Below are 24844 nucleotides of genomic sequence, written 5' to 3'. Positions count from 1 at the left end.
CTGTGTCAGCCGCTGTCAGGCCGGTGTAAAGGTTGCGTAAAGTTGCCGGGGGGGCCGCGCGCGCGTGCTAGACTGCGTTGCGGACAAAGGAAGCCCGGCGGGCCGGGCATCGGGTTGTTTTTCTCCGCTTTCTGAGGTGAGGTTCCGGCAATGCAGAGCCGTATTCTTCTGGTCGAAGACGACGATGAACTGCGCGTGCTGTTGGCGCGGTATCTGGCCGGGCAGGGTTTCACCGTCCGCGAGGCGACCACCGGAAACGAGGGTCTTGCCATGGCGCAGGAGGAACGGGTGGACCTGGTGGTCCTGGACATCATGCTGCCGGACATCAACGGGCTGGAGGTCTTGCGCAATCTGCGGGTCCGTACACGACTGCCGGTCATTCTGCTCACTGCCCGTGGAGAGGAAACCGATCGCATCGTTGGTTTTGAAGTCGGCGCTGACGACTATATTCCGAAACCCTGTAATCCCCGTGAGCTGGTGGCCCGAATACAGGCGGCATTGCGCCGGATTGCCTGGGACCAGGAACGGCCGTCGGACCAGCCCCGATGTCTGGGCGATCTCCGCATCCAGCCAGATCAGCGGCGGGTCTATCAGAATGGAAGACCGGTGGACCTGACCGCCACCGAATACGAAATTCTGCAGGTGCTGCTCAATCATGTCGGTTCCGTCGTGCGCAAGACCGACCTGATGCAGTGGGCCCTGGGGCGGCGTCTGACGCCTCATGACCGGACGCTCGACATGCACCTGAGCAATCTGCGCCGCAAGCTCGATCCGGAGGGGGAATCCCGGATCGAGACCGTACGCGGCCTGGGATACAGCTACCGGAGTGTGGAATGAAACGGCGTTTTTACTGGCCGCTTTCCTGGCGGATCTTTTTCCTGGTGTGGTTTGCCATGGCGCTGGCGGTGGTACTCAGTAACGTGGCCGTCCAGGAGCTGGCCCGACAGGAGCGTCACGAGCTCGAGCAGCGAACGGACCTGCGGCAATTGGCAGAGCGGGCGGTAAAGCTTCGCGAGTCGGGGCATCCGAGGGATGCCTTCCGGCTGCTGCGCGAACAAAGCGAACGCGAACACCTCCGGCTACTGTTGGTCGAGGGCGACGGTTTACCTCAGGACAGTGACGGTGACCGGGAAATGGCGCCCATGCGCCACGGCGGGGTCTTCCTGGGGAGGCAGCCATTCCAGCCTGCCGTGATCACGGCCTCTGACGACTATCGCCTGATCGTCTGGCCCCGGGCCGGCGGCGATGGCTGGCTGGATCCACGCCTGTTCCGCTCGTTCGAGTTGGCTCTGACGTTCCTGCTGATTACCCTGGCCTGCTGGTGGATTGCCCGCCGGATCAGTCGACCGCTGCGGGATGTGGAGGCAACGGCGCGGTCGATTGCCGCCGGCGATGGCTCGCTGAGGGTCAAGGATAAAATCGCGAATCGCCGTGATGAAATTGGCGCACTGGCGCGGGCGTTCAACGCCATGACGGACCGGCTCTGCGCGCTGCTTGATCGTCAGCAGCAACTCCTGCGGGATATCTCCCACGACTTGCGCACGCCCCTGGCGCGCCAGAGGGTGGCCATCGAACTGGCGCGGGACAACAGCGTGGGCGATCCGGAAATCCTCGACTCCATCCAGCGCCAGAATGAGCGCCTGGAAGCGATGACCGCCCAGATCCTGACGCTGCACCGAGTGGGGCAGCAGGGGCAGTCCATGGCCCAGGAGCCGGTCAACATGACCCGGGTGCTCAATGAGGTGTTGCAGGGCGCCACGGATTACGCCGAACATCAGCGTGTTGACTGTCACCTGGAAATTGCCGACGAGGCCCGCAATGCCACCGTGTTGGGGGATGAGGCCCTGATTCACCGGGCGTTGGATAACGTGCTGCAGAATGCGCTGGATCACACGCCACCGGATCGCGCCGTGAACATTCACCTGATGCTGACGGATCGTTGGCTGTCTTGCGAGATTGCGGACCAGGGCCCGGGCGTTTCGGAAACGGACCTGCCCCATCTTTTCGAACCCTTCTTCCGCTCCGACCAGGCCCGTGGCGGTCAGGGCTGGGGCCTGGGGCTCGCGATCAGCCACGACATCATGCAGGCCCACGATGGCCGGATTTCGGCCAGCAATGGGCTGTCAGGTGGGTTGGTCGTCCGGCTCGACTGGCCGGTCTTCACCTGAGTCGTCGGTCGAGGGACGCAGGCGCTCAACACCTTCGAAAGCGATCCCCTCGGCCAGCTCCTCCTCATCAAACCGAATGCCGCAACCGGCCTTGACGGTCCGCGCCGCCGGTGCTGTGCCGGGCGCGGTACTGTCAAAATCGTCACTTTTTTCATCGTTTTGGCGCATGTCGATTCCCCGGTCACACTGTTACTATCCGGTGATACGGTCTGTTCCGGTTGAACGGACCTGCTGAACAAACACAACAGGTCGCATGTCCAAAGATTATCCCATTCCCGCCGAATCGATCGAGCGGGAAATCGACATCAAGAAGAGCCGCTTCATCGCCCGGGTGGCGCCGGTCAACAGCCGGGAAGAGGCCATGGCCTTCCTGGAGCAGGCGCGGGCGGATTTTCCCGATGCCCGCCACCATTGCTGGGCCTATCAGATCGGCCGGCCCGGCGCCGCGACGCAGGCGGCCATGAACGACGACGGCGAGCCCTCGGGCACGGCCGGCAAGCCCATCCTGAATGTGATCCAACACAAGGATATGGGCGATATCATGGTGGTGGTGATCCGCTATTTCGGCGGCATCAAACTGGGGGCCGGCGGTCTGGTCCGGGCCTATGCCGGCGCGACCGAGGCGGTACTGTCGGATGTGACGCGGCGCACCCAGGTTCCGGTGCGCCGGCTGGCGATCACACTGGATTTTGCATTGGAACAGCCGGTCCGACACTGGTGCGGCCAGCATGAGGCGCACGTCGAGGACGTGGGCTATGGTGAAGGTGTATCCATGCAGGTTGCGGTCCCGGAGGCTTCTGTTCAGGCGTTTGTCGCCTTCTGTCGGGCCGAGGGGGTGACGCTGCCAGTGACCGAAGAAGATGACTCCGAATAGGGAAGAGTCACGTATGCGCTTGAGAGTGACGTGCTGAGAGGGACTGCGTTTCCAGACTGATACAACGGAGGAAACTATGCGCTACCTGGTCTTGGTGATGTGTCTGGGCTTGCTGTCGGGCTGTGCCAGCATCGTGTCGACCGACTACGATGCCGGGGCCACGTTCAGCCAGTACCAGACGTGGGCGTTCGCCCCTGACAAAGGGCAAAGCAATTACCTGAGCCTGGACGGCGCCCGGGTGGAAACCGCGCTGGAGCGCGAATTGCAGGGCGAATCCCTGAAAAAGGCGGACCCGGCCACGGCCGACCTGCTGGTCACCTACCGCGTGGAAGAAGCCGAGAAACTGGAAAGCAGTGGCTTCACCTACGGCCTGGGCTTCGGTCGCAGCAATTGGGGCTGGGGTGTGGCCACCGCGCCGGATGTGCGCCAGGTAAAGCAGGGCAAGCTGGTGGTGGAACTGGTGGATCGCTCCACCCAGAAAGTGGTGTGGCGAGGCGTCAGCCGCCGTTACCTGGACGAGCGCCAGTCACCGGAAGACCGGGTCGAACTGATCGACGAAGTGGTGACGGCCATGTTTGAACGCTACCCGCCGGCCTGACCGGCAGGTGACCATGAGCTGGGTCACAGTCGCCCGTTATTCGCTGCCCTTTGAGGCCCACATGGCGCGGGCGCGCCTGGACTCCGAGGGCATCGAGTCGATGGTGGTAGACGAGCACACCATCGGCATGCAGTGGCTATTCTCCGACGCCATGGGCGGTGTTCGCCTGCAGGTGGACGAGGCGCTGGAGGATCGGGCCCGGGCTATTCTGGACGAAGACCGCTCCGACCTGGTTGACGAATCCATTGCCCCAGGCCAGGCCTCGCGGGATTGCGGGGACATTCCACCCCTGTCGAGACTGGCCGACACCCGTCGCCGCAAAGGCTTTTTTCTGGCGTTCCTGTTCTGGTTTATCGGCTCGTGAGGTAGGGTCTGCCCGGTCATACTTTGTTTGTTGTTGGAGATCGTATTTTGAAGAAGAACGCATCAGGGGGCCTGGTCTTTTCAACGGATCAGGGCAGAATGTGCCCGGATTGCCGGCAGCCCCTGTCGGACTGTACCTGCGGAGAACCCCAGGCGCCGGCCGGTGACGGTGTGGTTCGTGTCAGTCGCGAAACCAAGGGCCGCAAGGGCAAGGGCGTGACGCTGATCACCGGTATCCCGCTGGCGGGCAAGGCACTGAAAGATTACGCCAAGGTTCTCAAGGCGCGCTGCGGCACCGGCGGAACGGTCAAGGACGGCGTGGTGGAAATCCAGGGGGATCATCGCGACCTGCTGGTGCCCCTGTTGAAGGAAAAAGGCTGGACCGTCAAAAAGGCTGGCGGCTGAGTTCGCCCAACAGGAACGGAACGCTTATGGCCAAACCCGTGCTTTATCAGTTCCCGGTCTCCCACTATTGCGAGAAAGTCCGCTGGGCCCTGGATCACAAGAAAGTGGACTACGAGGCACGCAACCTGCTGCCGCTGTTCCACATGCCGGTCATCTTCCGTCGGACCCGGCAGAACAAGGTGCCGGTGCTCAAGCTGGACGGACGCTACATCGCCGATTCAGCCACCATCATCCAGACGCTGGAGGAGCGTTTCCCCTCGGCACCGGCCCTGTTTCCGAAAGAGGAGTCCGAACGGGAAGAGGCGCTGGAATGGGCGGCGTTTGCCGATCGTGAGATTGGCCCGCACATGCGCCGGACCGCCTACTATTTCCTGCTCGATCATCCGCACCTGATGTTCGAGATCCTGACAGAAGGGCAGAATACGGTGGGCCGCATGGCCTTTCGCACCAGTCAGCGGATGGTGATTCGTGCCATGAAAGAAGGCATGGGGATCACCGAGCGCGGCTACACGCGTAGCAGGGATCGCCTGATAGGAGCGCTGGACCGTCTGGACAATGCCCTGGCGGACCGGTCGTATCTGGTGGGCGAGCGCTTCAGCGTGGCGGACCTGACCGTGGCGGCGTTGCTCTCGCCCCTGGCCTTGCCGCCAGAGGCGCCGTTCCAGTTCCCCGGGGAGATCCCGCCGGAGTTGCAGCAGTTCCTGGATGAGTTTGCCGAACGCCCCAGCGTTGAGTGGGTTCGGCGGATGTACCGGGAGCACCGCGGGCGACCGGCCAAAGCCTGACCCGACACTATCAATACGGTTATCCTGAGTGCCCCTGCCGGAAGCGGGGGCGTTTTTGTTTGTTCAAGGAATTACTCATGCACATGTTTGTTCTCGGCGCGGGTGTGGTCGGTACGGCCACCGCCTGGTACCTGCGCCAGGCCGGGCACGATGTGACGGTGGTGGACCGTCAGCCCCGGGCCGGACTGGAAACCAGCTACGCCAACGGCGGCCAGATTTCCGTATGTCATGCCGAACCCTGGGCCAACCCGGCCACACCGGCAAAAATCCTGCGCTGGCTGAATCGCCCGGATGCCCCCTTGCGGTTCAAGCCCCGTCTCGACCCGCACCAGTGGCGGTGGGCCCTGTCGTTCCTGCGTGAGTGCCTGCCGTCCCGGACCGAGTACAACCTGCGCCAGATCGTCAACCTGGGCCTGTACAGCCGGGCGCAGTTGCAGGCGTTACAGGCCTCCCTGAACCTGGATTACGACCATCTCACCCGCGGTATCCTGCATCTCTACACCGATCAGGCCGAGTTGGAGCAGGCGCGGGAACCCGCCTGCCGAATGCGGGAGTTGGGGTGTCAGCGGGATGTGATCGACCTGGAACGGATGCTGGAACTGGAACCGGCCCTGGCGTCGGCGCGGGACCAGCTGGTGGGAGCCACCTACACGGCGGACGACGAATCCGGCGACGCCCATCGCTTTACCTGGGCGCTGGCGGAGCGGGCCGAGGCGGCCGGCGTGCGCTTCCTCTACAACACGGACATTGTCGGGATCGATGCGGAACACGGCGATATCCAGGGGGTGCGCGTTATCCAGGACGGCCACCACGACCGGCTGGCGGCAGACGGTTACGTGCTGAGTCTGGGCAGCTTCAGCGCCTGGCTGGGGCGGTCCGTCGGCCTGCGGCTTCCGATCTATCCTGCCAAGGGGTATTCGATCACGGTGCCGGTCCGCTCACGTGAGGCGGCCTATTCGGTGAGCCTGATCGATGACGAATACAAGCTGGTTTACTCACGCCTGGGGGACCGACTGCGGATCGCCGGGACGGCGGAGTTGAACGGGTATGAACGGCATCTCGATACGATGCGCTGTCAGGCCATCGTGAAACGGGCGGCGTCGTTGATGCCGGACGCCGGCTATTGGGACAAGGCGGAATTCTGGAGCGGACTGCGACCGCTGACACCGTCCAACGTCCCGTATATTGGCCGCACGCGCTACCGTAATCTCTACCTGAATACCGGACATGGCTCCCTGGGATGGACCCATGCCTGTGGCTCGGCCTCGGCATTGGCGGATATCGTCGGCGGGCGCAAACCGGAAGTGGATTTTGCCTTTGCCGCCGGATAGGGCCCTAAAGTTCAATACCAAAAGCGGCCCGGGCTGATAGCGTCACAGGGTGTTTCGGACTAAAAATAAAAAACAACCAAAAGGAGAGGGTATGGCGTCCCCGGGTTCATTGCGAATTGTCGTGCTGACGGTCCTGGCCATGCTGGCGTTCGCCGCCAACTCAGTACTCGGCCGTCTGGCGCTGGATTCCGGAACCATCGATGCCGCCTCCTTCACCTTCATCCGATTGTTGTCCGGGACCTTGATGCTGGCCCTGCTGGTGCGTCTGCGCAAAGCATCCGGCAACGACAACAGCCGCGGCAACTGGCTGTCCGGCGCCATGCTCTTTCTCTACGCCATCTGCTTTTCCTACGCCTACCTGTCGCTGAATACCGGGATTGGTGCGTTGATCCTGTTCGGCATGGTACAGCTCACCATGATCGGCTGGGGGCTGGTGCGTGGTGAGCGTCCGTCGATGATGCAGTGGACCGGCTCGGTGATGGCCGTCGCCGGACTGGTCTATCTGCTGTCGCCCGGCGTCACCGCGCCGTCGCTGGTCGGGGCCCTGCTGATGGCGCTGGCCGGCGTGGGGTGGGGCGTGTATTCGCTGCGCGGCCGCGGGGTGAGTCAGCCCCTGCGGGTGTCCGCCGACAATTTCCTGCGCGCGGCGCCCATGGCGCTGGTCGCCCTGTTGTTTGCCATGCCGTCCTGGGAGGTGGATCTGCACGGCGCCGTGCTGGCGATCCTGTCCGGAGCCGGCGCTTCCGCCATTGGCTACGCCATCTGGTATACCGTGCTGCCCTCGTTGAGCGCCACCCTGGCCGCCAGTGTCCAGCTTTCGGTACCGGTGATCGCTGCGGCGTTCGGGGTCATCCTGATGGCCGAACCGGTCACGCTGCGTCTGGTCGTATCCACGGTGGTGATCCTCGGTGGCATCGGTCTGGTGATCCTGTCGAAACGTCCGCCGACGCCCCGGTGATCCACAACCGGTCACGGATCGAATAACGGACGGTCGAAACGCGGCTCCAGATTCCGTAAATTGTCTCAGCGAGTTGCTTACTTACCCTGCAGGGAGGCTGAATGCTCACCGTCCACCACCTGAATAACTCCCGTTCCCAACGGGTTCTCTGGATGCTCGAGGAAATCGGGCAGCCCTACGAGATCAAGCGTTACCAACGCGACCCCAAGACCATGCTGGCTCCGGCCAGCCTCAAGGAAGTCCACCCGCTGGGCAAGTCACCGGTGATCACCGACGGTGACCTGACCATTGCCGAATCCGGCGCCATCATCGATTACCTGGCCCATCGCTACGACACGTCTCTGCTGCCCGAGCCGGGCACGCAACAGTGGATCGACTACACCTACTGGCTGCATTACGCCGAGGGTTCCCTGATGCCGCCGCTGCTGCTGCGACTGGTGTTCGAGAAAGTGAAGACCAATCCCATGCCGTTCTTCGTCCGCCCGGTGGCCAAGGGCATCGCGGACAAGACCAACGAGATCTTCATCTCGCCGCAGATCCGCAACCATATGGACTTCGTCGAGAATCATCTTTCCAGGAACGAGTGGTTCCTCGGTGATACGCTGAGTGCAGCTGATATCCAGATGAGCTTCCCGCTGGAAGCGTCCCTGGCGCGTGGCATTGTCGGTCGCAACCGTCCGGCGATCCGCAACTACGTGAAACGGTTCCAGGCCCGGCCGGCCTACCAGCGGGCCCTGGAGAAAGGAGGCACTTATGATTTTGCGTAAATCCGGTGTACGGACTGCGGCGCTAATATCGTCCGTCCTGCTGCTCGGGGGCTGCGCCGCCATGCAGCCGGACCTGACCGACAAACAGCGCGCCAAACTGCAGGGCAGCCTGCAGAGCCAGTTTGGGGCATACCAGGACTGCATGGTGGCCCAGGCGGATCCCTATGTGACGGTGACATCGGCACCGCCTTCGGATATTGCCGAGGCGGCCCAGGGGGCTTGTGATGGCGCTTACCAGGCTTATGAAAAGGCGGTCGTCCGTTATTTTACATCGGTGGTGTCGGGATCCGGGCAGGACGCGGCTCGTCAGCGGGCGCATGAGCATGCCGCCGAAGCCGGGCTGCAGACCCGGCGTCAGATCATCAAGCGTGTACTGGATCAGCGTCCCGAGTAGTGGGGCGTTGTCCGTTGCAAAGGGCCGCCAACGGCAGCCCCGGTTGTCAAGCCGATGACGACGGCATCCACAAGGAGCTGAGGTTACCCAGCATCTCTGTGCCCACGCCCTGGCCTTTGAGGAAATCGAGCACCAACGGTGCGAACTGGTCAATGGCGCTGGACTGCAGCCCCAGCGCGCTGAAGGCCTTCTCCACGCCGTCCATCGACGAGATGTTCGATAACGCAGAACTCAGCAGGTTGTTGGACTGATCTCCAGAACCGCCCAGCAGGCTACCCAGGCCAGAGACCCTGTCATTGATGTTGTCGAACGAGGGGGCGCCGAGCTGGCTCTTGGCCAGTTGCAGCAGGGCGCCCGCGCCGCCGGCTGCCTGGGTCTCGGTGACGCCCAGTTGATCCTGGATGTTGTTGACCAGCGTACTGGCCTCACCGGTGACTTTGACCGCCTCTTCGGGCATCAGCCCGCCAGCCGACTCCAGTTTGTTACCCAGGTCCAGGGCACCAACGGACGGCGCCAGCAGGTAAAGGCTCGAGACAATCAGAAAGCGTTTGAGAATGGTGTTCATGGTGGCTCCGGCATGTCCATTGTGGGAGAGGAGGGGAAGACGTGGGACACACTGCAGGCTCCGTCTTCGCAACGCATAGTCAGTCTTATATATAAGGACTGTGTCGCTGGAATGAAAGTTCCTCCGGGTTACGGAAACGCAAGAATAGGGCGGGATTGCCGACACCCGCAGCGGGGTGCCGGCGTCGGGTCAGGCCAGCTCGTCGCGGATCAGTTTCTTGTTGATCTTGCCGACGCTGGTCTTGGGGATGTCGTCCACAAAATCGATCTGCCGCGGGATCGCCCACTTGTTGATCTCGCCGCTGTCGACGAACTGCTGCAGGTGTTGCTGGATGTCCTCCAGGCTTGCCTGCTGGCCCGGGATCAGCACAATCAGCGCGTGTGGGCGTTCGCCCCATTTATCGTCCGGCACGCCGACCACGGCGGCGGCTGCGACAGCCGGATGCTGGCTGATCAGGTTTTCCAGATCGAGTGATGACAGCCACTCGCCGCCGGTCTTGATCACGTCCTTGATGCGGTCGCGGATCATCAGCGTGCCGTCCGGATCGATGGTGCCGACATCTCCGGTATGGAGCCAGCCGCTTTCCCACAGGGCTTCGCCTTTCTCCGGCTCCTTGAAGTAGCCCTGGGTCAGCCAGGGCGTGCGGGCCACCACTTCGCCTTTGGAGACCCCGTCGTGGGGCTGTGGCTGCCCATTGGCATCGATGACTTCCAGATCCACCATCGGGTTGGCGATGCCGGTTTTCACCCGTTTGCTGATCTGTTCATCCAGCGGCAGCTTGGCGTCTTCCTCGGTGAGGTAGGTCGTGCTCAGCAGTGGACAGGTTTCCGACATGCCGTAGCCGGTATACAGATGAATGCCCAGTTTCGAACCGGCGCGGCACAGGCCCTCGGTCATTGCACTGCCGCCGATCAGCACGTGCCAGTTGCTCAGGTCGGCAGTGTTGATGGATTCGGTGTCCAGCATCATCTGCAGGATCGTGGGCACGCAATGGGAGAAGGTGACCTTGTGCTTCTTGAGCAGATCCACCAGCAGCTCCGGTTCATAACGGCCCGGATACACCTGCTTCACGCCCATCATGGTGGCGGCATAGGGCACGCCCCAGGCGTGCACGTGGAACATCGGCGTAACCGGCATGTAGACGCTGTTGGAGCGCAGTAACGGCATCTGCTCGTTGAAGCCCAGGGTGCCGGTCTGGGTCAGGGTGTGCAGAACCAGCTGGCGATGGGTGAAGTAGACGCCCTTGGGGTTGCCGGTGGTGCCGGTGGTGTAGAAGGTAGTGGCGACGCTGTTCTCGTCGAAATCCGGAAAGTCGAAGTGGTCGTCGGCCTGCGCCAGCAGGGTTTCGTATTCCCCCTTCACGTTGTCGAGTGACGTGCTTTTCGCCGAATCGTTGTCGGTAAGCTGGATATAGCCCTTCACGGTTTCCAGATTGTCGCTGACCTGTTCCAGCAGCGGCACGAAATCGTCATGAACCAGCACCAGGTCGTCCTCGGCGTGGTTCATGGTGTAGACCACCTGGTCCGGCGACAGGCGAATGTTCACCGTGTGCAGGATGGCGCCAATCATCGGAATGGCAAAGAAACACTCCAGGTAACGGGGCGTGTCCCAGTCGAGCACCGCGACGGTGTCGCCTGCCTGGACGCCGGCGGCGGTCAGGGCGTTGGCCAGCTTGTGGATGCGGGTCACCAGGTCGCTGTAGGTGTATTCGCTGCGGTCTGCGTAGACAATCTTCTGGTCGGGGGCGTAGCGTGGTCCGGAAAGCAGTAACCGTTTGATCAAAAGCGGGTAGTTATAGGCATTACTGACCGGCGGAATTATTTTTGTCTGCGCCATCGTGAAACAACCTCTTCATTTTTCGGAAGTGAGTTTTATTTTGGTTGTAGAGGTAATCTGACACAGTTCACGAAAAAGGCAAGGCTGGAAAAGTAAGGACGAGGCAGGATCGGGAGGGGAGTCGGCGGCACCCAGGGCGCCGCCACAGAAAACCGTTACTCGTAGGTGCAGAGATACGCCGTGTCGACGTCGGCCTTGGCCTTGAAGCTGGCCTGGCCGGCCACTTCAAAGGTTTCGCCTGCACCGTAGGTCATCCACTTGTCCATTCCGGGAAGGAGGACCTCCAGGGCACCACTGATCACCGTCATCACTTCTTTCTTGGTGGTGCCGAACTCATACTCACCCGGGCTGATCACGCCCACGGTGGCCGGCAGGTCCGCCGTCTGGAAGGCAATGGACTTCGCGTTGCCATCGAAGTATTCGTTCACTTTCAACATAGAGATGTCTCCTGAAAATCGGATCGCCTACTATACGGGAAATTGTTGGCTCTTGGATGAAAAAATATGGTTGATCACAGGCCGCCGAATACCCCGCCAGCCCCCCAGGAACGGGAGAAGCTGGAGAGCGCGCTGGCCCGCCTGGAAAGCTCGGCCCGGCTTCTGGACAGCCAGTTCCGGATTCCGTTCACCCGCATCCGTTTCGGACTGGATCCGCTGATGGGGTTACTGCCCGGCATCGGCGATGCCGCGGGGCTGGTCCTGTCGTTGTACCTGATGGTCGAGGCCGCTCGCCTGGGCGCCGGCACCCGCCAGGTGACGCGGATGGCGGGCAATGTCCTGTTGGAGTTTGTCATCGGCATCGTGCCGATCGTGGGGGATCTGTTCGATTTCGCCTGGAAGGCCAACGACCGCAATGCCGCCCTGTTGCGCCGTCACATTGAAAAGCGGCTGGATCCCGGCCCACGGCGTCGACCCTGGATCCAGTACACGCTCATCGCCGTTTTCGGGGCGTTGTTGCTGTTCCTGCTGGTGATGATCTGGCGGGCATTGTTTGTCGCCAGCGGGGCATAACAGGCCGGCGTTCGCTTACTGGTCCCAGGGGTGTCCCTTGGTGCCTTCCATGCGATCCACCTTCAGGTGCATCGCCGCCTTCGCCAGCATGTTGGCGCTGATCGGTGCCGTCAGGAACAGGAACATCATGATCAGGATTTCCTCCACCTCCAGCGATTTGTCACCGAACGAGAAGAAGATCATGGAACTGAACACGATGCCGCCGACACCGAGCGTGGTGGCCTTGGTCGGGGCGTGCAGCCGGGTGTAGAAATCCGGCAGCGACAACAGGCCGATGGCACCGGCCAGGGCAAACAGGCCGCCGGTAATCAGCAGCACGACAATCAGTATTTCCAGGGCAATGTGCATGGGGCCTCCGTCGTTGCCTATTCGATCACGCTGCCGCGCTTGAGGTGTTTGGCCAGCGCGATGGTGCCGACAAATCCCATCACGGCGATCAACAAGGCCGACTGAATATACAGCCGGGAGTGGATCAGCATGCTGAACAAGACGATCAGCGCGATGGCGTTAATGTAGAGGCTGTCCAGGGCGAGAATGCGATCCGGGGCATCCGGCCCCTTGAACAGCCGGATCACGTTCAGGATCACTGCCAGGGTGACCATCGCCAGGGTGATTTCCAGTGCGATCGTAATCATTTGAATATCTCCCGCAGCGGGCGTTCGTAGTGTTTCTTGATGGTTTCCACCAGATCGGCTTCGTCGTCCATATCCAGCACGTGTATCAGCAGCAGGGTGTTGTCGTCGCTGATGTCGGCGCTGACGGTGCCTGGAGTCAGTGAGATGGTGCCGGCGAGGGTGGAAATCGCCAGCGGATGCTCAAGTTCCAGCGGGAAGGCCACAAACGCCGGCCGCGGTTTGCGCGTCGGGTTGAGCACCAGCAGCGCCACGCTGATGCTGGCCACGACAATGTCCCACAGGACCCGCACAATGTAGGTCAGGAAGCGGAACGGCCGACGGATCGCCGGGTTGTTGGGCCAGAAGTTCCGCGTGAACAGGGGTAGCAGCCAGGCCAGGATCAGGCCCAGTACGATGCTGCCACCGCTGATGCCGTTGCTGAGCGCCTGCCAGATCAGGAACAGGGTGACGCTCAGCATCGGGTGCGGCAGGCCGAAACGACCATTCAATGCGTTCATAGTGAATCCCCCCGACTGACCACCGGCGTCTGTAATATCTCGATGTAGGCCGATGGCGTGTGCAGCTGCTCGGCGGTGGCATCCGCATACCGACTGATGGGACCGGCGAGGGCGACAATGACCAGACTCAGGCTGATCAGCGCGCCCGCCGATACGGTCACCGGCAGCGTCAGGTGCCCCGGATCCTTCACGTGGCCTTCCACGTTGCGCCAGAACACGATGCTGCCGGCCCGGCTGTAAGCCACCACGGTCAGGAAGCCGCCGATCAGTATGACACTCCAAAGCCAACCCATTTCCGGGCTGGGTTTGACCGACTCCAGGATCAGCACTTTGGCGAAGAAGCCGCTCAGTGGCGGCAGTCCGGCAGCGGCGGTCGCACCGATCAGGAACAGCACACTGAGCAGGGTCCGGCTGCGCATGCGCGGCGCAGTGACAATCCGGTCTGCGGCACTGCCACGTTGACGGGCGATCAGGTCGGTCACCAGGAACAGGCCGCCGACCACCCAGGTGGTGTTGAGAAGATAGAACAGGGCGGCGGACGTGCTGGCCTGGGAATGCAGGCTGATGGCCGCAAGCAGGGTGCCGACGGAAATGATCACCTGCCAGGCCACCAGCTTGCGGAGACCGTCAGCGCCCAGCGCGCCGATAACGCCGAACGCGAGGGTGACCAGCGCCAGCGGGAACAGCCAGTCCATGCCCAGGTTGGCCAGCGGACCGGCCTGGTCGCCAAAGATCAGCGAGTAAACCCGCAGGATGGCGTAGATGCCCACCTTGGTCATCACCGCAAACAGGGCGGCCACCGGCGCCGTGGCATTGGCGTAGGCCTTGGGCAGCCAGAAGCACAGCGGCAGCAGGGCGGCCTTGAGTGCGAACACCACCAGCAACATCATCCCGGCAGCCCGCACCAGCGGCAGGTCTTCCGGCGCCACCTGGGGCACCTTGACCGCCAGGTCGGCCATGTTGAGCGTGCCCACCACGCTGTAGAGCAGCCCCACGCTGATCAGGAACAGGGAAGAGCCGATCAGGTTGAGCACCACGTAATGCAGCCCGGGCACCGTGCGGGTCGTCCCGCCGCCGTGCATCAGCAGACCATAGGAGGCGATCAACAGCACCTCGAAGGCGACGAACAGGTTGAACAGGTCACCGGTCAGGAAGGCGATGTTCAGACCCATGAGCTGGAACAGGAACAGCGCATGAAAGTGCCGGCCCTGGGCATCGGTACCGCGGATCGAGTAGATGTGGCAGAAAAAAGCCAGCAGCGCCGTCATGAACAGCATCAGCGCGGACAGGCGGTCCAGCACCAGCACGATGCCGAACGGCGGTGCCCAGTTGCCCAGCGCGTAAGCCCGGTAGGTGCCGTCATCCGCCAGCAATAGCAGGCTGATGGACACCACCAGGATCAGGGTGGTCGTGGCCAGGCCAAGCGTCCGGCGCAGGCCCAACGGGGCAAAACTCAGGAAGATCTGGAGGATCCCTCCCAGCAACGGCAACAGGATGGGGGCGGTCAACCAGTGATTCATCGAGTCTCCTCCGGAGCTCTGTCGGCGCCGGGTTCGGGCCAGAGGGCTTCTTTCTGACCGTCCACATGGTCGTCACCGGTGTCGGCGCGACTGCGCAGGGCCAGAACCACGACGAAGGCGGTCATGGCGAAGCCGATGACGATCGCTGTCAGGACCAGGGCCTGGGGCAGCGGGTCGGTGTAGTTTTCGGTGCTTCCGATGATGGGCTGGCCGGCGGTGACCAGTCGCCCGGTGGAGAACAGGAACAGGTTCACGGCGTAGGACAGCATGGTCAGTCCCACCACGACCGGGAAGGTCCGCGCACGCAGAATGAGATAGACACCGGAAGCGGTCAGGGTGCCGATGATGAGGGCAAACAGAATTTCCATTACGAGTCCTCCGGCATGGCATCGGATTTGATGGACAGGCGTCCCAGGCTCGCCAGGATGGTGAGCGCGGCGCCGACAACGGCCAGGTACACGCCAATATCGAAGGCCATGGCCGAGGCCAACTCGAAGTCACCGACCACCGGCCAGTGAATATGGCTGAAGGTGGACGTCAGGAACGGGAAGCCGAAGGCGAAACTCGCCATACCGGTCACCGTGGCGGCCAGCAGCCCCAGCCCGATGGGCGTGCGCAGGCTGAACGGCATGCGCCGGTGGCTCCAGCGCATGCCACTGGCAATGTACTGGACGATCAGCGCCACCGAGGTTACCAGGCCGGCAATAAAGCCGCCGCCGGGCAGGTTGTGCCCGCGCAGGAAGATGTAGACCGACACCATCAGCGCCAGTGGCAGCAGCGGCCGGGAAATCTGCTGCAGCATGGTCGGGTGGGCGTCCGTGGACCAGGCGTGCCCCTGGCCGTCCGTCGGCGGCGCCGTCAGCTTGGTGTCGCGCAGCATGGCGAAGATCCCCAGCGCGGCAATGCCCAGCACGGTGATCTCGCCCAGGGTATCGAAGCCCCGGAAATCCACCAGGATCACGTTGACCACGTTGGAACCCCCGCCGCCGGAGACGCTGTTCTCCAGGAAGTAGCTGGAGATGGAATCGAACGGTCGGGTCAGCATGGCCAGGGTGACCAGGAACATCCCTGCGCCGGCCAGCAGCGCGATCACGATATCCCGCCAGCGCCGGAAGCGGCTGGCTTCCATTGGCGTCCAGGAGGGCAGGTAATACAGCGCCAGCATCAGCAGTACGATGGTGACTACTTCGACGGACAGCTGGGTCATCGCCAGATCCGGAGCCGAGAACCGGGCAAAGCCGAGCGCCACCATCAGCCCCACGACACTCAGCAGAATCAAGGCATACAAACGTTCCCGATGCATGGCGGCTGTACCGAGCGCGCAGACGATCAGGATCACACCGCCCATGGCTGTGGGGGCATCGATCGGTGAAATACCCATCGAGCCGATCGACACGCCCAGGTCGACCACCGGGTAGAGCGCGACCACGATGGCCGCCCCGATCAGCAGCATGGCATAGCGTTGCAGTGAGCCGTTTTCGATCAGGGCCGTCAATGCCCGGGCTTTTTCGGAAATTCGGGCAACAATCGCCTCAAACACGGCTTTCTCGTCGATCTCCCTGAAACGGGCGTGAAAGTCGAAGAATTTCTGGCGCTGGGTGTACATCAGCAGCCCGCCGAAAAAGGCAATGAAGCTCATCATCAGCGGCAGGTTGAACCCGTGGATCACCGCCAGCTGGTAGTCGGGTACGTCGCCGGCGAGTGTAGCGGCAGACGCGGCATTGAGCAGTGGCCCTACAGAAATGGCCGGGAACACCCCTACCATCACACAGGCGAATACCAGGATCTCCACCGGAATCTTCATGTAGCGCGGCGGCTCGTGAGGCGGGTAGATCGGCAGGTCCACCGGTTTGCCGTTGAAGAATACGTCGTGGATAAAACGGGCTGAGTAAGCCACCGCAAAAATCCCCGCCAGGGTGGCGATCACCGGAGGCAGGTAGGCCCACAGACCCGGCAGGTTCAGCTCCAGCGACTCGGCAAAGAACATCTCCTTGGAGAGGAAACCGTTCAGCAGCGGTACCCCGGCCATGGAGGCCGCGGCCACCATCGACAGCGTGGCGGTGTAGGGCATGAACTGCCATAGCCCATTGATACGGCGCATGTCCCGGGTGCCGGTCTCGTGGTCGATAATGCCGGTGGCCATGAACAGCGACGCCTTGAAGGTGGCGTGGTTGATGACGTGGAATACGGCGGCCACGGCAGCCAGCTTGGTCCCCATGCCGAACAGCAGGGTAATCAGGCCCAGGTGGCTGACGGTGGAGTGCGCCAGCAGGCCTTTCATGTCGTGTTTGAACAGGGCCACGTAGGCGCCCAACAGCAACGTCACCATGCCGGTAAAGCTCACCAGGTAGAACCACTCCGGTGTGCCGGCCAATACGGGATAGAGCCGCGCCATCAGGAAAATGCCGGCCTTGACCATGGTGGCCGAGTGCAGATAGGCGGACACCGGCGTGGGGGCCTGCATGGCGTGAGGCAGCCAGAAGTGGAAGGGAAACTGGGCGGATTTGGTAAAGGCCCCCAGTAGCACCAGCACCAGGATCACCGGATAGAGTGCGTGGGCCTTGATCAGGTCCGCCGCGGCCAGGACGTTATCCAGCTCGTAGCTGCCGACCACCTGACCAATCAACAGCACGCCGGCCAGCAGGGCCAATCCGCCGCCGCCGGTGACCGCCAACGCCATGCGGGCGCCGCGCCGGGCATCCTGTTTGTCGTTCCAGAAACTGATCAGCAGGAAAGACACCAGGCTGGTCAGCTCCCAGAAGATCAGCATCAAAATCAGGTTGCTGGATAGCACGATACCCAGCATCGACCCCATGAAAGTCAGCAGCAGGGAATAGAACTTGCCGACATTTTCGTGCTTTTTCAGGTAATAGCGCGAGTACAGGATGATCAGCAGGCCGATGATCAGGATCAGCAACGCAAACAGCAGGGACAGGCCGTCCAACCGGAAACTGAGGGACAGGCCGATATCCGGCAGCCAGCTGTGGGTCTGCACCAGAACGTGACCGGCTTCGAGCGCCGGCCAGAGCGGATAAAGGGCCGCCAGGGCGACGACCGGCGGCACCGACGAGGCAATGGCAATCGTTGTGCGCCCGGCCTGGGCAAATAACGGCGCCACAATAGCGCCCAGGAAAGGCAGTAAAACGACCAGCGCGAGGGTCATTGAAACCTCATTCTTCTTGATTCGTGGATGCTGACGCTCATCGACAGGAGCAGCCTGAGTTTAGCCCTCAGACAAACGCCCTGCACAACATCAGCGCAATCGACTTGAGATCAGCGGGCGCTGGGCGGATCGGGGAAATAGGGGAGGCGGCCGGGACGCAGGGGGATAAAGGCATCCGGCTCGGCATGGGTCATGATCGATGTACGGGGCGGTTCGGACATGAATGCTCCGTTAGGTGAGTCCGGGGATTCGGGCTCATCCTCGTTAATCCTGAGCGATGATGATACGTGGCGTGACCGGCAGGTCAAGCAATTGCGGCGATTGCGGACGGCTTACAGATGTTTCATTGGCCAGTGACGACGTTGGCGTCTTCAATAGATGCAGGGTTTTCGGTGAATCCAGATGACGTGGACAGCCGTAGCCCCATGTAAGCCTGCCGTGGAATTTTGCGGTCGCGGTTGGGCTGTCGAGGCCGGTGTGTGCCGGTCAAAAGCGACGAGTCATAAAGTGCCACCACAAGAAAGAGGCGTTATGAAGATCAGGACGATAACGTTCGCTGTCACTGCATCGATGATGATGGCTGCACCGGCCGTCTGGGCCGGCAGTATGAGTCAGGAAGGTTCCAGCCATGCGGATCGCCAGGAGTCGGGAATGAGCCATGGTCAAGGGAAGGCGATGCAAACCATGCACGAAGATTTCGATACCCTGGATGCCAACAACGATGGCGCGATCACCGAAGACGAGCTGAACGTCTACGGCAGCACCGCAGCCGGCATGGGTGACACCGAGGCCGAGCGCAACCGTATGATGCTCAAGGCCCGTGATCGCAATCAGGATGGCAAGATTACCCGGGGTGAGTTCCAGAAAGGGGCTGACGCCGAAAAACCCGCGGATATGAAACAGTAGCGGTCCAATTCCTATCTGATTCCGACGATTGAGCCCGGCTTAGGTCCGGGCTTTTTTAATCCGGATATCCGAGCAGCGTCAAGATTCGCGCGAATGATCGTGCTTTGGTGGTTGCCGATTGCACCAGCTTAAACTTCAATAGGAATGACAGCCGCCATAATCCGGTTGGGTTTCAATGACCGCACAAGCGCGCTGTCGAAGACCAGGCCCGGTGGCAGTCGAACCTGGGTGTCTTAAACCCCGATCAAATGCAGTCCAGCCGTTTTGATCTCTGTTGCATGACGTGGAGTCGGTTCACCCTCGCTGTGAGGCGGCTTCAGGCAGGAGAATCATTATGAAAATCTGGATGTTCCCCCTTGTCGTTCTGTCGTTCGCTTTTTCTACTCTGACCTACGCCGGGGATGCCGGCGACAAATCGGGCGGCGAAGCCGACCGGATGAGTGAAAAGATGGGGCACGCGCCGACCTTTGAGGAAATGGATAAAAACGGTGATGGCATGATCAGCGAGGATGAGCTGAACGTTTATGGCAGTTCCGCCGCAGGCAAGGCCCACTCCGAAGAAGAAAGCCGGATGATGAAGATGCATGAAATGGATACGGACGGGGATGGCAATATCAGTAATGAAGAATTCGAGAAAGGCATGATGTCCAAGTAATCGCGCATTGGAATGCAGGCACCCGGGCGCCGAGTCCGGGTGCTTCTGCCCGATCATTCTTTACCACTCTTTGACATCACGGATCAGAAATTTCGGCGATCCCCGTATTCTTTATCGGGTTGTCCACTGTTGCGCGCGATCGCGGTGCGTTGGTTGGCGCGGGCAATGATCTTCTTCTGCAGTCGGGTTTCCCAATCCAGACTGGTTTTGTCATCGGCCTGCCAGGCGCGATTGAACAGCAGCTTGGCCGCGGCCACGGCATCCGGCGACTGCTGCGCCAGGGTGTCGGCGAAAGCATAGGCTTCGGCCACCGGATCGTCGCAGACGCGGGTCACCAGCCCCATTTCCTTCGCTTCGTTGCCGTTGAACCGGCGTGCCGTCATGGTCAGTTCCTTGGCCAGATCGATGGGGATCAGCTCGGGCAGGGTGACGGTCAGGCTCATGTCTGGAATCAGTCCCCACTTGGCTTCCATGATGGAAAATTCGCAGTCCGGCGTGGTGTAGCGGAAGTCCGCGCCAAGGGCGATCTGGAAACCGCCGCCGAAACAGTAGCCGTGGGTCGCGGCAATAACCGGGGCCGGTACCTCACGCCAGAGGTAGCCTACGTCCTGGGCGAGGTTGCTGACCCGGCGACCGGGTTTGACCAGGAGCTTGAGAAAGTTGACCGGTTTCTTGCTGACGCCTTTCACATCCAGACCGGAGCAGAACGCCTCGCCGTTGCCCTTGAGCACGATCGCGCGCACCTGCCGTTCCTTGCGAAGTGTGCGGGCAGTGGCTGCAACGGCTTCGAACATGGGCATATCCAGCCCGTTGTACTTGTCCGGCCGATTGAGTGTCACGGTGGCGATACCGCCCTCGATGTCGAGCAGGACCCGATCTGATTGATTATTGGCCATAAATACCACGTTTCTTATCCATTAGTCGTAGACGGGCATGCTACCATGTCGGCTCCTGATGAGAACGCGATAAAAGGGCACCGAGACATGACAACCGCGTATCCCAATCTTCTCAAGCCCCTCGACCTGGGCTTTACCGAACTGAAGAACCGGGTGCTGATGGGCTCCATGCACACCGGCCTGGAAGACCGCTTCTGGAACACCCACAAACTGGCCCGCTATTTTGCGGAACGGGCCGAAGGCGGCGTGGGGCTGATGGTGACCGGTGGCTTTTCGCCGAACCTGGTCGGGCAGTTGGCCCCGCTGTCGTCCACCATGAACAACCGGGCCACGGCCTTCCTGCACCGCCAGGTCACCGGCGCGGTCCACGAAGCCGGCGGCAAGATCTGCCTGCAACTGCTGCATGCTGGGCGCTATGGCTATCAGCCGTTGATCGTCTCGGCCTCGGCCACCAAGGCGCCGATCAGTCCGTTCAAGGCGCGGGCGTTGTCCACCAAGGGCGTCGAGCGTCAGATCGACGATTTCGTCAACGCGGCGAAACTGGCGAAGTTTGCCGGCTACGACGGCGTCGAGGTCATGGGCTCGGAAGGCTACTTCATCAATCAGTTCCTGTGCGAGCGGACCAACAAGCGCACCGACAAGTGGGGTGGCCCCTACGAAAACCGGATGCGTCTGCCGGTGGAGATCGTGCGCCGCATGCGTGAAGCGGTAGGGCCGGAGTTCATCATCATCTACCGGCTCTCCATGCTGGATCTGGTGGAAGGCGGCCAGACCTGGGATCAGATCGTGACCCTGGGTAAAGCTATCGAGCAGGCCGGTGCCACCATCATCAACACCGGCATTGGTTGGCACGAAGCCCGGGTGCCGACCATCGTCACCTCGGTTCCCCGCGGCGGCTTTGCCGATGTAACCGCCAAGTTTTATGGCGAAGTGGACATCCCGGTCTGCACCACGAACCGCATCAACACGCCGGAAAAAGGCGAAGAGATCCTGGCGGGCGGCAAGGCGGACATGGTGTCCATGGCCCGGCCCCTGCTGGCGGACAGCGAGTTCGTGCGCAAGGCCGAGCAGGGCCGGTCCGACGAGATCAACACCTGCATCGCCTGCAACCAGGCGTGCCTCGACCACGTGTTCCAGGCGAAGAAAGCGTCGTGCCTGGTCAATCCCCGAGCCTGTCATGAAACCGAATTGACGCTGACGGTTGCTCCGGTCCGCAAGCGCGTGGCCGTGGTGGGTGCCGGCCCGGCCGGATTGGCAGCAGCGACTACCGCAGCCAAGCGCGGCTATTGGGTCACCCTGTTCGAAGCGGACGGCGACATCGGCGGGCAGTTCAACTACGCCAAGCGTATTCCCGGCAAGGAAGAGTTCTACGAAACCCTGCGCTACTACCGACGCCAGATCGAGCTGCTAGGCGTCGACCTGCAGCTGAATACCCGGGTGGATGTCGAGGCCCTGAAAGCCAAGGGCTTTGACGAGGTGATCGTCGCCACCGGCGTGCGGCCCCGCACCCCGAAAATCGACGGCATCGACCACCCCAAAGTGCTGGGCTATCTCGACGTGCTGCGCCGCAACAAGCCGGTGGGCAAGACTGTCGCGGTGATTGGGGCCGGCGGTATTGGCTTCGACGTCAGTGAATTCCTGACCCACGATTTCAATCATCAGCCGGAAGGCGAACAGGTCAGCGTGCTGGCGTGGCAAAAGGAGTGGGGGGTAAACCCCGAGTTTGAAGGCCCCGGCGGTCTGGCAGAACGGGAACCCACCTCGTCACCCCGCAAGATCTACCTGATGCAACGTAAGACCACCAAGGTTGGCAAGGGCCTCGGCAAGACTTCCGGCTGGGTCCACCGCAACAGCCTCAAACACCGTGACGTGGAAATGCTGCGGGGTTGCTCCTACGATCGGATTGACGACGAGGGGCTGCACATCACCGTCACCGAAAAGGACGGCGGGCCGGGTGAGAAGCGGGTGCTGGCGGTGGATAACGTGGTGATTTGCGCGGGTCAGGAGTCGTTCCGCGAGCTCTTTGACCAGCTTTCCGGCGCTGGCATCCAGGCCCATCTGATCGGCGGTGCCGATTTGGCGGAAGAGCTGGATGCCAAGCGGGCCATTCGTCAGGGCACGGAAGTGGCTGCTGCGATCTAGGGCATCAATGCCAGTACTGCCAACCGTTCATGTAGTAATCGTGAACGGTTGGGTTGTCCAGGGAGCTGACCTGCACATCAGCTTGGGGTTTCAGGTCACGTGCGAACGTCAGGGCTTCCCGGAAGCTGGTCTTGTCCAGATAGCGGGTGTCGACCAACGGCGCCTTTGGCGTCAGCGGTTGGGCGCTGGTCCTGGCAAAGACAAACCCCCATTCCCCGAAGGACGGAACCTGCACGTGGTAGGGCGTCACCGTCGTGAACCCCGCCGCCTTCACCGAGTGGTCCACGGACCAGAACGCGTTGGTGGCGAAGTAAGGGCTGGTGGCCTGTGTTGTGAATATCCCGCCGGCGTTCAGGTGCTGACGGACCAGCCTGTAGAACTCCCGGCTATACAGCCGGGCCAGCGAGACGTTGTTGGGGTCGGGCAGGTCCGCAAGGATGACGTCGTATTTGCTGTCAGTATCCCTGAGGTAGACCATCGCATCGCTTGAGATCGTGTTGACGCGAGGATTGTTAAGGCTGTTCCGGTTCAGCTCGGTCAGACGCGAGTCATGGCGGGCCAGGTTGACCACGGCCGGATCCAGGTCCACCAGGGTGATGTGCCTGATGCTGTCGTACTTGAGCAGCTCACGCGCGGCCATGCCGTCGCCGGCGCCCAGCAGCAGGACGTTCTCCGGATCCGGATGCTGTGACAGCGGAATATGGACCAGGGCGTCGTGGTAGCGGTATTCGTCCACTGACGAGAACTGGAGATTGCCGTTGAGAAACAGCCGCAGGTCGTCCTTGTACTGAGTGAGCACAATGGTCTGGTAGGGCGTCTGCTTGCGATAGACGACTCGGTCGCTGTACAGGCTGTTGCTCCAGTCCGCCACCAGCCATTGGGAAATGCTGAGCAGGACCACCAGAAATCCGGTGACCATCGTGCCTGAAAGAGTGAGCAGCCGCTTTCGGCTTAGATCGAGCTGGGGCGCGAAGTACCAAAGGTTCAGCAGACCCAGGGCGATGTTGATCAGGCCAGACACCAGGGACGACTGGAACACGCCCAGCCAGGGCAACACCGCAAACGGGAAGGCGATGGTCGCCACCAGCGCGCCCAGATAATCCAGCGACAGGACGTTCGACAGGTTCTTGGCGAGGATGTCCTGGTTTTCCAGCAAACGGGTGAGCAGCGGCACCTCGAGCCCCGTCAGCACCCCCACGCCCAGGATCAGCAGGATCATGATCGGCTGGACCAGGTCCGTGTAAGCGTAGGCGAGATACAGCAGTGGGACGCAAAGTCCACCCAGGAGCCCCAGTACCAGCTCCACGGCGATGAATGCGAACAGCAGGTTGCCATTGATCCACCGGGACAGCCAGGACCCGAGCCCCATCGCCGCCATATAGACGCCGATGGTGATGGAGAACTGGCGAATGCTGTCGCCCAGGAAGTAGGACGCGGTGGTGCTGATCAGCAGTTCGTAGATGATCGAGCACAGTCCGGCGATCAGGATCGAGCCAATCAGCACCCGCTTCTGACGGTTTGCTCTGTTGTCGGATACGTCGGTTGTCATGACTTATTTACCGTAATGGATGCCCGCGCCACGATCCCCCGGGCCGCCGAGACTGCCGTTACGCAGGCTGCGGTTGGGGTAGTAGCTCGGGCCCCCGAAGTACCAGAAGGACGGGCCGTGGCTGTACCCGTTGTAGCCGGTGTAGCCGTACCCATCGTTACTGAATGAGAAGAGCGCAAGATAGATCACGCCAAGCAGGGCCAGCGTGACGCCTGTTCCGAGTCGCATGGGGGAATTCCTTTCCAATCAGTGTTCGCGAAGCGCCGCCAGGGGACTGGTTCCGCCGCCGATGAAGCCGAGGACGAACCAGGCGATGATGGCAATGATGCCGGCGGCCAGGTGCGGGATGGGGCTGAAGGACGCCGTCTTCACGCTGACGGCAATGTTGCCGGTGCGCTTTTGCCCGCTGCTCAGGTTGCTTTCCGGCTTGACCTTCAGGTAGTAGTCACCGGCCTTGGGGACCGTGACGCGGGCCTTGTAGGTGCCTTCGGATTCCCGCCAGTAGTAGCCGTCGGAGTCGTAGCCGTCCTCAGACCAGAACTCGTCACCGAAACCGGTGAGGTAGCGTTTCTGATCGTCCAGCAACTCCAGGGTAACGTAGCTCCAGTGGTTGAGCGGCAGGTTCTGCCGGACGCGGACACGCAGGATGGTATTGGGCTCATCGATGTGGATGGGGCCAAGGGTGCCGCCCGCTGCAAGGACGGTGTCGCTGACTTTCGGCTGTCCGCCGACGAGGTTGATCACCAGGGATGTGAAGAGCGACAGCGCCGCGAACAGGAAAAGCAGTCGACGAATGATGGCTTTCTGGGATTTGGTCTCGGTCATGG

29 protein-coding genes are annotated in these 24844 nt (G+C 61.7%); 15 read left to right on the top strand and 14 right to left on the bottom strand.

Annotated elements, in window-relative coordinates; all coding sequences use genetic code 11:
* Nucleotides 1–150: 150 nt before the first annotated feature.
* Nucleotides 151–837 carry a response regulator transcription factor gene (locus J3364_RS07170; RefSeq protein ID WP_349557675.1) on the top strand — a complete coding sequence of 229 codons (687 nt, stop codon included), beginning with the start codon at nucleotides 151–153 and terminating at the stop codon, nucleotides 835–837.
* The gene (locus tag J3364_RS07165) at nucleotides 834–2168 is read left to right on the top strand and encodes a sensor histidine kinase (protein WP_349557674.1); all 1335 of its coding nucleotides are present in this window, start codon (nucleotides 834–836) and stop codon (nucleotides 2166–2168) included. The genes J3364_RS07170 and J3364_RS07165 overlap by 4 nt, the downstream gene beginning before the upstream one ends.
* Here the strand turns inward: J3364_RS07165 and J3364_RS07160 are convergent.
* Nucleotides 2124–2336 (bottom strand): hypothetical protein, encoded by a 213-nt coding sequence (locus J3364_RS07160; protein ID WP_349557673.1) that lies wholly within the window; start codon nucleotides 2334–2336, stop codon nucleotides 2124–2126. The two genes, J3364_RS07165 and J3364_RS07160, sit on opposite strands and share 45 nt — an antisense overlap.
* A gap of 85 nt (nucleotides 2337–2421) precedes the next feature.
* Here J3364_RS07160 and J3364_RS07155 point away from each other — a divergent pair, with 85 nt between their 5' ends.
* From J3364_RS07155 to J3364_RS07115, 9 genes are all read left to right on the top strand, one after another.
* Nucleotides 2422–3042 (top strand): YigZ family protein, encoded by a 621-nt coding sequence (locus J3364_RS07155; protein WP_349557672.1) that lies wholly within the window; start codon nucleotides 2422–2424, stop codon nucleotides 3040–3042.
* A 76-nt stretch (nucleotides 3043–3118) separates the two neighbouring features.
* Nucleotides 3119–3640, top strand: coding sequence for a DUF4136 domain-containing protein (locus tag J3364_RS07150; protein WP_349557671.1), 522 nt, complete (start codon nucleotides 3119–3121; stop codon nucleotides 3638–3640).
* 13 nt (nucleotides 3641–3653) lie between these two features.
* A complete protein-coding gene (locus J3364_RS07145) occupies nucleotides 3654–4004 on the top strand; it encodes a putative signal transducing protein (protein ID WP_203141562.1) in 351 nt (116 codons plus the stop codon).
* 44 nt (nucleotides 4005–4048) lie between these two features.
* On the top strand, nucleotides 4049–4408 hold the full coding sequence (locus J3364_RS07140; RefSeq protein ID WP_328797805.1) for a translation initiation factor Sui1: 360 nt from the start codon (nucleotides 4049–4051) through the stop codon (nucleotides 4406–4408).
* A 26-nt stretch (nucleotides 4409–4434) separates the two neighbouring features.
* Entirely contained in the window at nucleotides 4435–5193 is a 759-nt protein-coding gene (locus J3364_RS07135; protein ID WP_349557670.1) for a glutathione S-transferase family protein, read from the top strand.
* A gap of 77 nt (nucleotides 5194–5270) precedes the next feature.
* Entirely contained in the window at nucleotides 5271–6524 is a 1254-nt protein-coding gene (locus J3364_RS07130) for a D-amino acid dehydrogenase (protein ID WP_349557669.1), read from the top strand.
* A 91-nt stretch (nucleotides 6525–6615) separates the two neighbouring features.
* A complete protein-coding gene (locus J3364_RS07125; protein ID WP_349557668.1) occupies nucleotides 6616–7482 on the top strand; it encodes a DMT family transporter in 867 nt (288 codons plus the stop codon).
* 101 nt (nucleotides 7483–7583) lie between these two features.
* Nucleotides 7584–8249 (top strand): glutathione S-transferase, encoded by a 666-nt coding sequence (locus J3364_RS07120; protein WP_123632762.1) that lies wholly within the window; start codon nucleotides 7584–7586, stop codon nucleotides 8247–8249.
* Complete coding sequence (locus tag J3364_RS07115; RefSeq protein WP_203141567.1) at nucleotides 8236–8643, top strand: hypothetical protein; 408 nt, start codon at nucleotides 8236–8238, stop codon at nucleotides 8641–8643. Before J3364_RS07120 ends, J3364_RS07115 begins: the two co-directional genes overlap by 14 nt.
* Nucleotides 8644–8689: 46 nt before the next feature.
* Here J3364_RS07115 and J3364_RS07110 read toward each other — a convergent pair whose 3' ends face one another.
* The 3 genes from J3364_RS07110 to ppnP form a co-directional block, all read right to left on the bottom strand.
* Complete coding sequence (locus tag J3364_RS07110) at nucleotides 8690–9208, bottom strand: DUF2780 domain-containing protein (protein ID WP_349557667.1); 519 nt, start codon at nucleotides 9206–9208, stop codon at nucleotides 8690–8692.
* A gap of 189 nt (nucleotides 9209–9397) precedes the next feature.
* Nucleotides 9398–11044, bottom strand: coding sequence for a fatty acid--CoA ligase (locus J3364_RS07105; protein WP_349557666.1), 1647 nt, complete (start codon nucleotides 11042–11044; stop codon nucleotides 9398–9400).
* Between the two features lie 155 nt (nucleotides 11045–11199).
* Nucleotides 11200–11481 (bottom strand): pyrimidine/purine nucleoside phosphorylase, encoded by a 282-nt coding sequence (gene ppnP, locus J3364_RS07100; RefSeq protein ID WP_123632758.1) that lies wholly within the window; start codon nucleotides 11479–11481, stop codon nucleotides 11200–11202.
* Nucleotides 11482–11547: 66 nt separating this feature from the next.
* Between ppnP and J3364_RS07095 the strand changes: the two genes are divergently transcribed.
* Nucleotides 11548–12054, top strand: a complete 507-nt coding sequence (locus J3364_RS07095; RefSeq protein WP_349557665.1) for a DUF4112 domain-containing protein — start codon at nucleotides 11548–11550, stop codon at nucleotides 12052–12054.
* A 15-nt stretch (nucleotides 12055–12069) separates the two neighbouring features.
* Here J3364_RS07095 and J3364_RS07090 read toward each other — a convergent pair whose 3' ends face one another.
* The 6 genes from J3364_RS07090 to J3364_RS07065 are packed head-to-tail and all read right to left on the bottom strand — an operon-like array spanning nucleotide 12070 to nucleotide 17869.
* Entirely contained in the window at nucleotides 12070–12402 is a 333-nt protein-coding gene (locus J3364_RS07090) for a Na+/H+ antiporter subunit G (protein ID WP_349557664.1), read from the bottom strand.
* A gap of 17 nt (nucleotides 12403–12419) precedes the next feature.
* Nucleotides 12420–12689: a K+/H+ antiporter subunit F gene (locus J3364_RS07085; RefSeq protein ID WP_203141572.1), complete on the bottom strand. Its 270-nt coding sequence runs from the start codon at nucleotides 12687–12689 to the stop codon at nucleotides 12420–12422.
* Nucleotides 12686–13177, bottom strand: a complete 492-nt coding sequence (locus J3364_RS07080; protein WP_502882489.1) for a Na+/H+ antiporter subunit E — start codon at nucleotides 13175–13177, stop codon at nucleotides 12686–12688. The genes J3364_RS07085 and J3364_RS07080 overlap by 4 nt, the downstream gene beginning before the upstream one ends.
* A gap of 5 nt (nucleotides 13178–13182) precedes the next feature.
* Entirely contained in the window at nucleotides 13183–14706 is a 1524-nt protein-coding gene (locus tag J3364_RS07075) for a monovalent cation/H+ antiporter subunit D (RefSeq protein WP_349557662.1), read from the bottom strand.
* Nucleotides 14703–15074 carry a Na+/H+ antiporter subunit C gene (locus J3364_RS07070; protein ID WP_349557661.1) on the bottom strand — a complete coding sequence of 124 codons (372 nt, stop codon included), beginning with the start codon at nucleotides 15072–15074 and terminating at the stop codon, nucleotides 14703–14705. The genes J3364_RS07075 and J3364_RS07070 overlap by 4 nt, the downstream gene beginning before the upstream one ends.
* Nucleotides 15074–17869 (bottom strand): monovalent cation/H+ antiporter subunit A, encoded by a 2796-nt coding sequence (locus J3364_RS07065; RefSeq protein WP_349557660.1) that lies wholly within the window; start codon nucleotides 17867–17869, stop codon nucleotides 15074–15076. The genes J3364_RS07070 and J3364_RS07065 overlap by 1 nt, the downstream gene beginning before the upstream one ends.
* Nucleotides 17870–18520: 651 nt before the next feature.
* Between J3364_RS07065 and J3364_RS07060 the strand changes: the two genes are divergently transcribed.
* Together J3364_RS07060 and J3364_RS07055 are read left to right on the top strand one after the other, a co-directional pair.
* A complete protein-coding gene (locus J3364_RS07060) occupies nucleotides 18521–18775 on the top strand; it encodes an EF-hand domain-containing protein (protein WP_349557659.1) in 255 nt (84 codons plus the stop codon).
* Nucleotides 18776–19109: 334 nt separating this feature from the next.
* The gene (locus tag J3364_RS07055) at nucleotides 19110–19430 is read left to right on the top strand and encodes an EF-hand domain-containing protein (RefSeq protein ID WP_123632749.1); all 321 of its coding nucleotides are present in this window, start codon (nucleotides 19110–19112) and stop codon (nucleotides 19428–19430) included.
* Between the two features lie 83 nt (nucleotides 19431–19513).
* On the opposite strand, the gene J3364_RS07050 is transcribed toward J3364_RS07055, so the two are convergent.
* Nucleotides 19514–20326 (bottom strand): crotonase/enoyl-CoA hydratase family protein, encoded by an 813-nt coding sequence (locus J3364_RS07050; RefSeq protein ID WP_349557658.1) that lies wholly within the window; start codon nucleotides 20324–20326, stop codon nucleotides 19514–19516.
* 87 nt (nucleotides 20327–20413) lie between these two features.
* Here J3364_RS07050 and J3364_RS07045 point away from each other — a divergent pair, with 87 nt between their 5' ends.
* Nucleotides 20414–22468 carry an oxidoreductase gene (locus tag J3364_RS07045; protein WP_349557657.1) on the top strand — a complete coding sequence of 685 codons (2055 nt, stop codon included), beginning with the start codon at nucleotides 20414–20416 and terminating at the stop codon, nucleotides 22466–22468.
* A 4-nt stretch (nucleotides 22469–22472) separates the two neighbouring features.
* On the opposite strand, the gene J3364_RS07040 is transcribed toward J3364_RS07045, so the two are convergent.
* Genes J3364_RS07040 through J3364_RS07030 form a run of 3 tightly spaced genes read right to left on the bottom strand, consistent with a single transcriptional unit; the run spans nucleotide 22473 to nucleotide 24842 of the window.
* Nucleotides 22473–24017: a polyamine aminopropyltransferase gene (locus tag J3364_RS07040; protein ID WP_349557656.1), complete on the bottom strand. Its 1545-nt coding sequence runs from the start codon at nucleotides 24015–24017 to the stop codon at nucleotides 22473–22475.
* A 3-nt stretch (nucleotides 24018–24020) separates the two neighbouring features.
* A complete protein-coding gene (locus tag J3364_RS07035; protein ID WP_123632745.1) occupies nucleotides 24021–24245 on the bottom strand; it encodes a hypothetical protein in 225 nt (74 codons plus the stop codon).
* 18 nt (nucleotides 24246–24263) lie between these two features.
* Nucleotides 24264–24842, bottom strand: coding sequence for a hypothetical protein (locus tag J3364_RS07030; RefSeq protein ID WP_349557655.1), 579 nt, complete (start codon nucleotides 24840–24842; stop codon nucleotides 24264–24266).
* Nucleotides 24843–24844 lie beyond the last annotated feature (2 nt).

The organism is Marinobacter sp. NFXS9 (assembly GCF_040148665.1).
Classification (GTDB): domain Bacteria; phylum Pseudomonadota; class Gammaproteobacteria; order Pseudomonadales; family Oleiphilaceae; genus Marinobacter_A; species Marinobacter_A mangrovi.
This window is presented reverse-complemented; position numbering and strand designations above follow the sequence as displayed.